This window comes from Sulfuricella sp. (assembly GCF_035531155.1).
Taxonomy (GTDB): Bacteria; Pseudomonadota; Gammaproteobacteria; order Burkholderiales; family Sulfuricellaceae; genus Sulfuricella.
The window spans coordinates 1-13,019 of sequence record NZ_DATKTK010000040.1; the positions used below are offsets into that span (position 1 = coordinate 1).

The 13,019-nt window shown below is 56.9% G+C and carries 13 protein-coding genes; 6 read left to right on the top strand and 7 right to left on the bottom strand.

Going from position 1 to position 13,019, the window contains the following annotated elements; all coding sequences use genetic code 11:
* Positions 1–292 precede the first annotated feature (292 nt).
* Positions 293–1,015 (top strand): hypothetical protein, encoded by a 723-nt coding sequence (locus VMV64_RS07480; RefSeq protein ID WP_325329327.1) that lies wholly within the window; start codon positions 293–295, stop codon positions 1,013–1,015.
* A 68-nt stretch (positions 1,016–1,083) separates the two neighbouring features.
* Here VMV64_RS07480 and VMV64_RS07485 read toward each other — a convergent pair whose 3' ends face one another.
* The 7 genes from VMV64_RS07485 to sat form a co-directional block, all read right to left on the bottom strand.
* Positions 1,084–1,686, bottom strand: a complete 603-nt coding sequence (locus tag VMV64_RS07485) for a peroxiredoxin (protein WP_325329328.1) — start codon at positions 1,684–1,686, stop codon at positions 1,084–1,086.
* A 92-nt stretch (positions 1,687–1,778) separates the two neighbouring features.
* On the bottom strand, positions 1,779–3,887 hold the full coding sequence (locus VMV64_RS07490) for a nitric oxide reductase activation protein (protein ID WP_325329329.1): 2,109 nt from the start codon (positions 3,885–3,887) through the stop codon (positions 1,779–1,781).
* 3 nt (positions 3,888–3,890) lie between these two features.
* Positions 3,891–4,703, bottom strand: a complete 813-nt coding sequence (locus VMV64_RS07495; protein ID WP_325329330.1) for a CbbQ/NirQ/NorQ/GpvN family protein — start codon at positions 4,701–4,703, stop codon at positions 3,891–3,893.
* A gap of 9 nt (positions 4,704–4,712) precedes the next feature.
* Positions 4,713–5,618 carry a YkgJ family cysteine cluster protein gene (locus VMV64_RS07500; protein ID WP_325329331.1) on the bottom strand — a complete coding sequence of 302 codons (906 nt, stop codon included), beginning with the start codon at positions 5,616–5,618 and terminating at the stop codon, positions 4,713–4,715.
* Between the two features lie 183 nt (positions 5,619–5,801).
* Positions 5,802–7,823, bottom strand: coding sequence for an adenylyl-sulfate reductase subunit alpha (aprA, locus tag VMV64_RS07505; protein ID WP_325329332.1), 2,022 nt, complete (start codon positions 7,821–7,823; stop codon positions 5,802–5,804).
* A gap of 47 nt (positions 7,824–7,870) precedes the next feature.
* Positions 7,871–8,338: an adenylyl-sulfate reductase subunit beta gene (aprB, locus tag VMV64_RS07510; RefSeq protein ID WP_325329333.1), complete on the bottom strand. Its 468-nt coding sequence runs from the start codon at positions 8,336–8,338 to the stop codon at positions 7,871–7,873.
* Between the two features lie 79 nt (positions 8,339–8,417).
* Positions 8,418–9,626: a sulfate adenylyltransferase gene (sat, locus tag VMV64_RS07515; RefSeq protein ID WP_325329334.1), complete on the bottom strand. Its 1,209-nt coding sequence runs from the start codon at positions 9,624–9,626 to the stop codon at positions 8,418–8,420.
* A gap of 198 nt (positions 9,627–9,824) precedes the next feature.
* Here sat and VMV64_RS07520 point away from each other — a divergent pair, with 198 nt between their 5' ends.
* From VMV64_RS07520 to VMV64_RS07540, 5 genes are read left to right on the top strand one after another with little or no spacing between them, the layout of a single operon-like run.
* A complete protein-coding gene (locus tag VMV64_RS07520; protein WP_325329335.1) occupies positions 9,825–10,049 on the top strand; it encodes a hypothetical protein in 225 nt (74 codons plus the stop codon).
* 52 nt (positions 10,050–10,101) lie between these two features.
* Positions 10,102–11,415: an arsenic transporter gene (locus VMV64_RS07525; RefSeq protein ID WP_325329336.1), complete on the top strand. Its 1,314-nt coding sequence runs from the start codon at positions 10,102–10,104 to the stop codon at positions 11,413–11,415.
* Positions 11,416–11,437: 22 nt separating this feature from the next.
* Positions 11,438–11,821: a fluoride efflux transporter CrcB gene (crcB, locus tag VMV64_RS07530; RefSeq protein WP_325329337.1), complete on the top strand. Its 384-nt coding sequence runs from the start codon at positions 11,438–11,440 to the stop codon at positions 11,819–11,821.
* Between the two features lie 4 nt (positions 11,822–11,825).
* Positions 11,826–12,140 carry a DUF190 domain-containing protein gene (locus tag VMV64_RS07535; RefSeq protein WP_325329338.1) on the top strand — a complete coding sequence of 105 codons (315 nt, stop codon included), beginning with the start codon at positions 11,826–11,828 and terminating at the stop codon, positions 12,138–12,140.
* Positions 12,140–12,895, top strand: a complete 756-nt coding sequence (locus tag VMV64_RS07540; RefSeq protein ID WP_325329339.1) for a sulfite exporter TauE/SafE family protein — start codon at positions 12,140–12,142, stop codon at positions 12,893–12,895. Before VMV64_RS07535 ends, VMV64_RS07540 begins: the two co-directional genes overlap by 1 nt.
* The last annotated feature ends 124 nt before the right edge of the window (positions 12,896–13,019 follow it).

The window sequence follows — 13,019 nt, forward strand, 5'->3', positions numbered from 1 at the left end:
CCCTGACCGAGCAGAGCAGCGCCAGCAATGACATTGCCAGCCAGGTGGAAAAAGTGGCGCAAATGACCGAAGAGAACAGTGCCGCCGCAGCCGAAACCGCCAGTGCGGCAAATAACCTGCAAGAATTGGCGAATACCATGCGGATAGCGGTGAACCGGTTCAAAATATGAGTTTTTATGGATACTTGGGGGTTCGAGAATATCGTCGAGCCTAAGTCGTTTTATGAACGGCTTTGTACCGAGGCTAGAGAAATCGTTATACTGTGAGGCACACAAACAGTGTCTTGCACAGGATGAACGTAAAAGCCACATTGCCCTTCCTCTTCCTGGCTGCGCTACTTTCTGCCTGTGCCTCCTCGCCTTCCCGGCAGGAAGGAAAAAAGCGTCCCCCGGCTTCATCCGACCTGAAACTTTCCTCCTTTGTAAAAACTGACATCGATACGGTGTCCGAGATTCACCAGCAGGAGAGCTTCAGCCATCTGCGCACGCTGATGGAAAAACTCTATCGGCGAAACCCTCGTGAATGGAAGAAGGGTGGGCAACCCTCCATGGAAAGTGCAATGTTGCGGGCGTTTGATGCCGGGCATGACTGGCGCTTTCCGGAACTTAACGGGAAACGCGGAGCCGAGTGCTTCTACCTGGCCTTCCAGGAAAACTATCAGGGGGATAGGGTGCTGGCTTTTATCGCGGGCCTGGCGACCATGATCATGGCTTCGTACAATGATAAAGCCGAGCTTTATGTCCTCGACGAACTCGATCCGCAGAAACTTTACAATAGTGCACGTAATGTCGAGATCGCGGTCTGGAAGCTGAGTGCCACGCGCGATAGTCGGGGTGAGTTGTTTCTGCTCAGCAATGAAAACGATGCAGCCAACCGTAATATGAGCTTCGAGCGGGAATTCGGCAAGTTGATCGCGCAGCAGGACACCCTGGCCAGAATCATCGCAGAAAAGAACAACCGCACCATCGTACGTGTCTTCCAGAGTGTGGCCAGCGCAGTTTTTCTTCCAATTTAAAGAGCGTAGAAATTGAAAAAGGGGGCATTGCCCCCTTTTTCAATTTCTACTTTGGCCTGCTTGCTGGATTACAACTCGGCAGCGTGCTTGGCCAGGTAATCGGCGACGCCTTTGGTGTCGGCTTTCATGCCGGCCTTGCCTTTGCTCCAGCCTGCCGGGCAAACTTCGCCGTGCTGCTCGGTGAACTGCAGGGCATCGATCATGCGCAGCATTTCATCGATGTTACGGCCCAGCGGCAGATCGTTCACGACCTGGTGACGTACGATGCCGGTCTTGTCGATCAGGAAGGAGCCGCGGTAGGCAACACCGCCTTCCGCTTCAACGTCGTAGGCCTTGCAGATCTCGTGCTTGATGTCGGCCACCAGAGGGTAGGCAACCTGGCCGATACCGCCGTTGTTGACCGGGGTATTTTTCCATGCCAGGTGGGTGAAATGGGAGTCGATGGAGACGCCGATCACTTCGACGTTGCGGTCCTTGAATTCTTTCAGGCGGTGGTCAAACGCGATCAGTTCGGACGGGCAGACAAAGGTAAAGTCCAGCGGGTAGAAGAAGATCACCGCGTATTTGTTCTTGATATGGGCCTTCAGGTTGAAATTTTCGTCGATGCTGTTGTTGCCCAGTACGGTAGCGGCGGTGAAGTCGGGTGCAGCTTTGCCTACGAGAACGGCCATGATTGCTTTCCTTATCGGTGGGGTTAAATTTAGAATATGTCTAAATATTGCACTAGTTTTTATTCCCTGTCAAATGAATTGATACGATAGGCTTAACGTGTCAGTCGTCGATAAATGTCAGCCACTTTAAGCGGCAGTTCTTTCACGTCAGCAATAACAGTGTAGTTTACGGCGCCATACATATGGGGAAGGTAGTCACGCCCTTCGGTATCAATCGTTATGCAGAACGGATGGATGCCGCTGCGCTTGGCTTCGATCAGGGCCATGCGGGTATCCTCGATGCCGTATTGGCCGCGGTAGCCGTCATGGTAGTCGTCCGGTTTGCCGTCCGAGAGCGTGATCAGCAGCTTGGTGCGGGCGTCGACTTCATTGAGAATAGCGGAGAGGTGACGGATGGCGACACCCATGCGCGTGTACTCCTGCGGGGAGATGCCTGCGATGCGCTGTTGCACTATTTCCCCATAGGGTTCGTCGAAACTTTTGACGCGGAATATTTCGCAGCGTTTGCGGGTGATTCCGGAAAAGCCATAGATGGCGTAGCGGTCGCCCAGCAGTTCCAGCGTTTCGCATAGCAGAACCAGGGATTCGCGTTCCGCGTCATTGATCCAGCCCTTGGTTGAGCCGCTCATGTCCACCATGAACATTACCGCAATGTTGCGCTCGCTGCGGTGTGTGCGCATGAATAGACGGTCGCTCATTTCGCTGCCATCGCGTGCATCGGCCAATGCCTCGATTAATGCATCAATGTCCACTTCGTCACCGGATGGCTCGCGTTTCAATAACCGGTTTTCGTCGCGCATTGCCTCGAAGGTGCGGCGCAAGTGTTTGACCAAGCCGCTGTGTTTATCCAGCGTCCGCTGCGTAAATCCATCATTCAGCGGTGTCACCGCCTTCTCTCGTAGCACGCACCAGTTCTTGCGGTAGTGCTGCCGGCCGAAATCCCACTCCGGATAAAGGCTTGCCCCTTCTTCATGGTAGGTGCCCTGCCATACCGTATCGGGGTCCTGGGTTTTTTCTTCTAGCAGGGAGGGATCATATTCGCCTGGCCCTGCGGGTACCAGATATTCGGGAGGGATTTCGCCCAGATCGAGATAGATCGAGGTGAGTAGTTGGTTCACGCCTTCAGGGGGCGCGATCGGTGCATCTTCCAGGGTGATTTCCAGACGCGGCAAATCATTGCGGTCGTCTGCTACCTGCCTGACGTCGAAGTGCGGAGCGTCGCGGCGTGTTTCTATGGTTTGCTTTTCAAGCTCCTGCGCCAGTTTGATCCGCAGCAGAATTTTTTCCCGTTCTACACGTGCCGCGATACTGGCGGCCACGGCGTCCAGCCGCAACTCACCCTGGTAGCAAACGGCATCGGCTGTTGGGTCGGGATAAACCCGCTCCACAAGACGGAGGCTGTCGGCGACGCTGGCTTCCGGTCGGGCGAGATCGGCTGCATGGAGTTCCCAGCCAGCCGGTAGATTCACGCCTGTCTCGGTTTTTAGTCGTTGCATTTCCCGGTACAGGCCAGGGAGTTCGCGGCCGATACATGCTTCCAGGCGCAGGGTTTCCAAGGCATGGAACTGTTTCAGCGCCTTGTCGATATCCGGGTAGGTATTCAGTGCCTCGGTCAGGTTGACGCGGAAGGTGCCGAAACGGGTCTGTGCCCATAGCAGGGCCACCATGGCTTTGCACAGCTTGAAGTTGTCGGCCGCCTCCCGCATCTGGGCAACAACGGCGGGCAGAAACAGGGTCTCGCTGTCAGTATAGGTCGCTTCGCCTTTTTCCAGCTTGAGGTGCCGCCCTGACAGCCCGCGCACGAAATTCAGCAGGATGCCGCCCACCTCCTCGAATAGCGCGCCTGCGGCATGTTCGTGGCTGAGTCGGGCGAAGCTGTCCAGCTCATTGATCACCTTGAAGGCGGGGCGTGACCCGGCTCGGTCAAAGGTGTCCATGGCATGCAATGCCCAGGCTTCGATCATGCGCCGGTCCATGCGGGCGAGTTGGCTGATGGCGCGAAGGGCGAATTGGTGGGCGATCTGGATGTTGGTGGTGGCGATGCGCCTTACCCACCCGAGCAGGAAGTCCTGATCTTCGCGAGGCAGGGCCGCGATCGCGGCGGCCAGATCATCTACCTGGATAAAGGTGAATTCCACCTCCAGCCACTGTTGCAGAGCATGGCTGATCTGTTCGGCCGATAACGGTGCGTTATCCGCCATGTGCTAGAAAAGCGAAGAGGAAAGTTCTCGAACTGCCGCCAGCATTTCGGCGTCGTCGGTAATCGCCTGGGCAATGGCGCTGCGGCAGGCGGCAACCGGTTCCACACCGGAAGCGATGAGCTTGCCTGCATGCACCAGAAGGCGGGTGCTGGCGCCTTCATCCAGGCCGCTGCCTTTTAGGTTACGGGTCATGTGAGCGAATTTGACCAGTTTTTCAGCCAGTGCGGTATCCACGCCGGATTCCTTGGCAACAATCTTGCGCTCCAGGTCTGCACTGGGGTAATCGAATTCCAGGGCAACGAAACGTTGCCGGGTACTTTGTTTGAGATCCTTGAGTACGCTCTGGTAGCCGGGGTTGTAAGAAATCGCCAGGCAGAAGTCGTCGTTGGCCTGCAGCAGGGTGCCCAGTTTTTCCATCGGCAGTACGCGGCGGTCATCGGCGAGGGGGTGGATCACCACGATGGCATCCTTCCGCGCTTCCACGATTTCATCCAGATAGCAAATTGCCCCCGCACGCACGGCGCGGGCGAGCGGACCGTCCACCCATACGGTCTCTCCACCCTTGATCAGAAAGCGCCCGACCAGGTCGGAGGCGGTCAGGTCGTCGTGGCAGGAAACCGTGATCAGGGGGCGCTTCAGCCGCCATGCCATGTATTCCATGAAACGGGTCTTGCCGCAACCGGTCGGCCCCTTGAGTAAAACGGGCAGCTTGTTTTCATAGGCCGCCTCGAAAATGGCGATTTCGTCGCCAGTGGCCTCGTAATAAGGTTCCGATTCGACGAAATATTCCTCACTGGTCAGGGCGCGAACTTGCACGGGATCGCCTCAGTCACAACCGCACTCAGGGTGGTCGTAGGGTGAATCGGGAGCCGGTGCCGGTTCGCTGGATGTCAGGCCCGCTGCCTCACGTTCCTGCTTTTTCGCCAGGCGTTTGTCAAAGGCGTCGGCTTTTACGGCGATGCTTTCTTCACTGAACATGACCTGCCTGAGGAAACGGAAGCCGAACTGCATGAGCTCGATTTCGTCCTCGGCAATCGTTTTCTTGAGATCGTCTGGCAGGTCGTACACTTCGTTGAACGAATCGCTGAAGACGAAATCGCGGAAACGATCGACGTCGTAGCAGGCCATGAAAAATAGTTGCAGGCTGCGCTTGGAGGGCGTCCCAACGGTCGGGCCGGAGGATTTCTTCTTCAGGATCAGTTGGCGCCAGCCGCGGCCCAGTTCGTCATAGTCCTCCAGGCCTTGCTCGTGGCGGTATTCGTCGATGGTCAGGGAGCGGTTTTCCTTATGTCCCAGGCAGTGCGCTTCTTCAACCAAGGCATAGGAATTGGTGTCGGTGTACTCGTTCTGCTTACGCATCGAGACCAGTGCTACGGGGTAGTAGCGGCAGGCGGTGGGGCGGTCTTCATAGACGCTGCATCCCTCGTCGGTCATGAACTGGCATGCGGTTCCATCTTCTACGGGCTTGAATTTGACGCCGGCGATGCTGTCCTTATCCATTTCGTAGGGTTCGGTGAAGCCCAGCAGGAATTCGCCGGAAGTCAGACCCAGACGGCGCTTCAGGCGCAGGATGTCGTAGGGTGTGAGGGTGATGTCGATATTTTTGCAGCAGGCGTTGAAGCAGGCGATTTCCTTATGGCAACGAAACTGGATCACTTTCGAGCCATCGTACGAGGTCGGTATCACCGGGCTTGGGACAAAGGGGGAGTCATTGATAATATTTTCCATCATTCTTACCTCATTGTGCGCTGCAAAAAACCCAAAAATTGGACTCTGCCATGTGTGCAGAGTTGCATGAAACTGAAATTATCTTGCCGTCCATGATACCAAAACGGTTTTAACGGTCTTACAGAATGAAAAACCGGGCGCCGCGAGGCGCCCGGTTTTTGCTTGCAACAATTATTCGCAACTACCTTAGTGAGCGGCAGGCTTGAACAATTTGGACTTGTCGACCAGATCCACGTGGGCGCGCTTGAACACGGTCCACTTCTGGGTGGTTTTGTCGTAGATCGAGTTCACGAAGCACTTCCAGTTTTCCTCATCGACAAAGTTCTTGTCCATGCGGTAGTAGAAGCCCGGGTAACGGGATTCTTCACGGAACTGGATGTGTTTCATGTGGGCTTCAGCCGTCAGGATGCGATGGTAGTTTTCCCATGCACGCAGCAGTTCGTGCAGGTCTTTCGCACGCATCTTCATTGCGTCTTCCTTCAGCATGCCCAGCTTCTCTTCTGCAACGGCCAGCATCTTGTCGTTGGTCGTGTAGTAGGTGGCAACGCCAGCAACGTACTCGTCCATGATTTTTTGCAGGCGGAACTGAAGCATCTTCGGCGTGATGTAGTTGGGGTTCACGTCGATAGCGGTAGAGTAATCCTTGTGCTCCAGGAAGTTACGCACCGGCTGGTAGATTTGCGCGACCAGATCATCGGCCGAGGTATCCAGCTCTGGTTTCCAGTCCTTGTTGTCGATGCAGTACTTGACCATCGATTTGGCACACAGACGGCCTTCAGCGTGTGAGCCGGAGGAGAATTTGTGGCCGGATGCGCCCACGCCGTCACCGGCGGTGAACAGACCCTTGACGGTGGTCATGGAGCGATAGCCCCAGTTCCATCCACTCGGCAGGTGTGCAGGAACCTTGCCAGCATCTGCGTGGCCTTCGGAAGTCGGCGCGCCGACATCTTCTGGACCGGATACCCAGATGCCGCAGCAACCGGAGTGGGAACCGAGCAGGTAGGGTTCGGTAGGCATCAATTCGGAGTTCTTCTTTTCCGGCTCGATGTTCTCACCGACCCAGACGCCGCACTGGCCAATACACATGTCGAGGAAGTCTTCCCAGGCTTCTGCTTCCAGATGCTTCACTTCGCGCGGGGACAGGGTCTCGCGCAGTTTTGCAAGAGCGGTCACAGTGTCCATGTAAATCGGGCCACGGCCTTCCTTCATCTCATGCAGCATCAGGTGGTTACGCAGGCAGGAGGCAGGAACGGCAGCTTGGCCATAGGGCGGGTAGTCGTTCAGCATCTCCTTGTTCCGAGCCATGTACACTTCGCCATTGGCGTTGACGGCTTGGGCCTTGAACAGCAGGAACCAGGCACCGACCGGGCCGTAGCCGTCTTTGAAACGGGCAGGCACGAAACGGTTTTCCATCATGGTCAGTTCTGCGCCAGCTTCGGCAGCCATGGAGTAGGTGGAACCAGCGTTCCAGACCGGATACCAGGCACGACCTTGGCCTTCACCAACGGAACGGGGGCGGAACAGGTTCACGCAACCACCGGCAGCCAGCAGGCAGGCCTTGAACTTGTACACAACCACTTTGTGGTCACGCGTGGAGAAGCCAACAGCACCAGCGATGCGCTTAGGATCGTTCTTGTCGTTCACCAGCTTGACGATGAAGATACGTTCCTGGATGCGATCCATGCCGAGGGCTTTCTTGGCGGCTTCAGCAACGATCCACTTGTAGGATTCGCCGTTGATCATGATCTGCCACTTGCCGGAACGCACAGGCTTGCCGCCGTCTTTCAGCTTGGGCATGTCGACGGAACCGTCATGACGCTCGCCGTTTTCGTCCAGTTTCCAGATCGGCAGACCCCATTCTTCGAACAGGTGGACAGACTCATCAACAACGCGGCCCAGATCGTAGGCCAAGTCGTCACGGGTGATGCCCATCAGGTCGTTGGAGACCATGCGGGCGTAATCCGCGGGATCCTGCGTATCACCGATGTAGGTGTTGATAGCGGACAGACCTTGAGCCACGGCGCCGGAGCGATCCATGGCGGCTTTGTCGACCAGTTTGATTTTCAGGTCCACGCCAGACTCGGCCTTGGCGGCGTCAGCCCAGCGCATGATTTCATAAGCGGCGCCGCAACAGGCCATGCCGCCACCAATCAGAAGAATGTCAACTTCTTCTTGGACTACTTCAGGATTTCCAAAAGTTCCAGACATTGCATTTACCTTTCAATGTTCGTTTATCAAAGACCGTTCGCTGATTCTTACTTGCGGATCAGTTCGGCAGGGTTGCCGGCGCGGAAACCATTTTCCTGGTTGAAGAAACCAGGTTTGGTGATGTTGGCCATGCTTGCAGTAGGTTTGCCGCCGTAGCAGTCGATGGAACCTTCTGGAGTGGTGCGGATCGGGAACTTGAAACGCTTCATGCTGCCATTACGGAATTTGATGGTCCACATGATGGAGTCAGTACCGCGCAGAGGTTGCACGGAGCCGCCCAGAGGAACCATGTCGGCGTAGTGACGGACTTCGATTGCATTTTGCGGGCAAATTTTCACGCAGGAATAGCACTCCCAGCACTGTTCCGGCTCTTGATTGAACGCCTTCATGGCGTGGCCCGTTTCGGAACCATCTTTATCCAGCTTCATCAGGTCGTGCGGGCAAATATACATGCAGGCAGTTTTGTCCTGACCTTTGCAGCCATCACATTTTTCTGTGCGTACAAATGTTGGCATTGCTTCTACTCCTCGTAGTTATCACAGTACTACTATTAACAAAGGCCGGTTACTTGCGTAACCGGCCAACCTTAAAAAACTATTTTGCGGAATGGCCTTTCAGCTCAACCTTGACGTTCTCTTCGGCGCTCAGGCCGGCGTAGTACTTCTGCAGGACCTTGGCGACCTCGGGACGGCTGAATTCGACAGGCAGGTCCTGGCCTTCGGAAAGCATTGAACGCACCTTGGTGCCAGACAACAGAATGCGGTCATCTTTGGTATGTGGGCAGGTACGCTGCGATGCCATGCCGCCGCACTTGTTGCACCAGAAGGTCCAGTCGATGTTCATGTTCTTGGTTTCGAGCGCATCTTTCGGAATCTCGTCGAAGATCTTCTGGGCGTCGAAGGGGCCGTAGTAATCGCCCACGCCGGCGTGGTCGCGGCCGACGATCAAGTGCGAGCAGCCGTAGTTCTGGCGGAACAGGGCATGCAGCAGCGCTTCGCGCGGACCTGCATAGCGCATGTCCAGCGGGTAACCGGCCTGGATCACGGTGTTCGGGGCAAAATAGTTGTCGACCAGGGTGCTGATGGCTTCGGAACGTACATCGGCGGGGATGTCGCCCGGCTTCAGTGCGCCCAGCAGGGAGTGGACCAGCACGCCGTCCATGGTCTCGATGGCGATCTTTGCCAAGTACTCGTGGGAGCGGTGCATCGGGTTGCGGGTCTGGAAGGCAGCGATCTTGGACCAACCCATTTGTTCGAACTTGGCGCGGGTCTCGGCGGGGGTCATGAACTGGTCGCCGTATTTCTCCTTGAAGCCGCCGGTGGACAACACCTTGACCGGGCCGGCCAGGTTGTACTTGCCCTGAGCCATCACCATCTTGACGCCGGGGTGCTCCATGTCGGTGGTCTTGTAGACCTCCATGCACTCGTGGGCCTTGTCGATCGTGTATTTCTCGGTCACCGTCATGGTGCCCATGATCTCGCCGGATTCGCCGTCCACCAGAGCGACATCGTCGCCGACCTTGACGCTCTCGTCGTCGGTCGACAAGGTGACGGGGATAGGCCAGAACAGGCCGTTGGCCATTTTGTAGCCATCGCACACACCCTGCCAATCAGCATGCGTCATGAAGCCGTCGAGAGGGGTAAAGCCTCCGATGCCTAACATAATAAGGTCGCCGGTCTCGCGCGAGCTCATGCGAACCTTTGGCATTGCTTGAGCGCGCGCCAGTTCCTGTTTCAAAGCCTCGCCGCTTAACAGCAATGGTTTGAGCTCTCCTCCGCCATGTGGCCTTACTAGTTTAGACATGATTTATATTCTCCATTATGTGGGAAAAATTCTTAGGTCGGCGAAGAATAGCATGGATGCAAAAGGGGCGTTATCCATTCTTTTTATTGTTATATAAGAAATTTCGATAAATTTCTCCGGTTAGTTTTTATTCGGTTTTCTTTGTCTGTATCGGTTGTCCCGCGGGTAAGCCGAATTGGATTATCAGGAATGCTTGATATGTACAGAAAAAGATTTATGCAGGCCGCTGCGGTGGCTTTTGGACTGATCAGCCTGAGCGGTTTTGCGTCGCAGGATTTTTCGGGGCTGGACACTACGGAATTGACCCGACTGAAACCCCGCGAGATGGGCGAGGAAGACCGTAACGCTTTTCGGACTGAAATGCAGAAACGTTCCGCGAGCATGAGTTCGGCAGAAACGGAGGTGTGCAAGACGGCAGCATGAACCGCGACGCTGCAGATGGTAAAATTTGCCAATTTTACGCACGAGATTGGAAATGCTGACCGCTATCCTGATTTTTGCCGCCACCCTGGCCATGGTGATCTGGCAACCGAGAGGACTCGGCATTGGCTGGAGTGCCCTGCTTGGAGCAGTGGTCGCGCTGGTTGCTGGCGTGATTACGCTTGCAGACGTGCCGGTGGTGTGGGGCATCGTGTGGGATGCCACCTTTACCTTCATCGCCCTGATCGTCATTTCCCTCGTCCTCGATGCAGCCGGATTTTTCGAGTGGGCGGCGCTGCATGTGGCGCGCTGGGGAAGGGGCTACGGCCATTGGCTATTTTTGCTGATCGTGCTGCTGACTGCGGTGGTGGCTGCGATTTTTGCCAACGATGGCGCGGTGCTGATTCTCACCCCGCTGGTGCTGGAGATGCTGCACGCACTGCGATTCCGGCCCGCCGCCGCGCTCGCATTCGTTTTTGCGACCGGTTTCATGGCGGATGCGGCGAGCCTGCCGCTGATGATCTCCAACCTCACCAACATCATCGTCGCCAACTATTTCGGTATTTCCTTCGCTGATTACGCGGCGGTGATGGTGCCGGTCAACGTGCTGGCGGTTCTGGCTTCGCTGGCCGTGCTGTGGCTGTTCTTCCGCAAGGATCTGCCGCCGCGCTTCGAGGTTTCGGCTTTGCCGGACCCTGCGGGGGCGATACGCGACCCCTTTGTGTTCAAGGCTGGTTGGCTGGTGCTGGCATTGCTGATGGCCGGTTATTTCGCCGCGCGTCCGCTCGGCCTGCCGGTGTCGGCCGTGGCCGGGGCCGCGGCGCTGCTGCTGGTGCTGGCAGCGCTGCGCGAGCATTTCATCCGCAAGCAGCCCCAAGCGGTAATCCCGGTGATGACCCTGCTGCGCGAGGCGCCCTGGCAGATCGTGCTGTTTTCCCTGGGCATGTATCTGGTGGTGTTCGGCTTGCGCAACCAGGGGTTCACCGCCGAATTGGGGGTTATTCTGGAATGGCTGGACGGCCAGGGGTTCTGGCCGGCCACTCTGGGTGCGGGATTCCTGTTCGCCTTTTTGTCGGCCGTGATGAATAACCTGCCGACGGTGATGGTGGCCAGCCTGGCCATCCACGACGCCCATCTTTCCGGTTTGACGCGGGAGGCGATGATCTACGCCAACGTGATCGGCTGCAATCTGGGGCCGAAGATGACGCCGCTGGGCAGCCTCGCCACTCTGCTGTGGCTGCACGTGCTGGAAGCGCGCGGCATCAGGATCGGCTGGGGCGAGTATTGCCGCGTTGGGTTTGCGTTGACGCTGCCGGTGCTGCTCATCACTTTGCTCGGACTGGCGGCTTGGCTTATGATGCTGCGATGAATGCAATCGTGAAAAACGTGCCATGAGTTTCTACGGCTTGCTCGCCGTCGGTGCGGGCGCGATGGTGGGCGCCTGGCTGCGCTGGTGGTTCGGCCTCCTGTGGAACCCGGTGTTTCCCACGCTGCCGCTGGGCACGCTGGCGGCGAACTTGGTGGGCGCCTACCTGATGGGACTGGCGATGGCAGTGTTCGCAGACCATCCCGGCCTGCCACCGGAAGCGCGGCTGCTGCTCGCTACCGGCTTTCTCGGCGGACTTACCACTTTCTCCACCTTCTCGGCGGAGACCGTGACGCTGCTGTTACGCGCCCAGTATGCCTGGGCCGGTGGGATTATTGCTATCCATGTAGCCGGTTCGGTCGCCATGACACTGCTTGGCATCGGTACCGTCAAGCTCCTGAAAGGATGAAGCGATGCAGGGAATCTGCCTGAAATTTTTCGTCAGCGAATCGCAAAGGCACCACAGCAAGCTGCTCTATGAATGGCTGCTGGAACAGGCGAAGGGCATGGGCATTGGCGGTGGCACCACAATTCGCGCCATTGCCGGTTTCGGCCGTCATGGCAGGCTGCACGAGGAGGCATTCTTCGAACTGGCCGGCGATCTGCCGGTCGAGGTCGAGTTCCTGGTGAGTGGAGAACAGGCCGAGCGCCTGCTGGCGTTGCTCAGAGACGAAAACCTGCAGCTTTTTTACGTCCGGATGCCAGCGGAGTACGGTATTTCCGGTTGATGTCGCTGCTCGACCAGTTCGTCCTTTTCCTCGCCTCCTTCCTCGCCAACTGGTTTTCCGCCCTTTCCGGCGGCGGGGCGGGGCTGATCCAGTTCCCCATGCTGATTTTTCTCGGCCTGCCATTCGGCGTGGCGCTGGCCACCCACAAGGTGGCGAGCGTGGCGCTGGGACTCGGCGCGACCATGCGCCACTGGCGTGAAAGCCACCTGGAACGGCGCTTTTCCCTGATCATTCTGGGTGCGGGCTTGCCTGGCGTGGTGCTGGGGGCCAGCACTATCCTCAAAATCCCGGCGCATTACGCTCAGCTTGCCTTGGGATTCCTGACTCTTGGGCTGGGGCTGTATTCCTTCTTCAAGCCGAAACTGGGCCTGGAGCACACTCCCAGAAACCGCGAGGGAAGAGCCCTCGCGACTGGCGTGGCCGGCCTGTTCGTGGTCGGCTTCCTCAACGGCTCGATTACTTCCGGTACCGGACTGTTTCTTACCATGTGGCTGATCCACCATTTCGGTCTCGACTACAAGCGCGCCGTGGCCTATACCCTGGTGCTGTGCGGGCTGGTGTGGAACGGAACAGGGGCAATTGTTCTGGGACTGATCGGCACCATCGCCTGGGGCTGGATGCCGGCGCTGCTGGCGGGCTCGCTGATCGGCGGCTATGTCGGCAGCCACTATGCGATCAAAAAGGGCAACCGCTGGATCAAACGCGCTTTCGAGATCGTCACCATTTTGATCGGGTTGAAGCTGATTATTTCCTGAGCAGCGCAACTATCCGAGCACATGATTGATGTGCGTCAATCGTTCTTTAAACATCATGATTTATAATGTTTAAATAAATATTAACTGGCTTACAGGGCCTCATAGTTGGTTTCATACTCCGCAT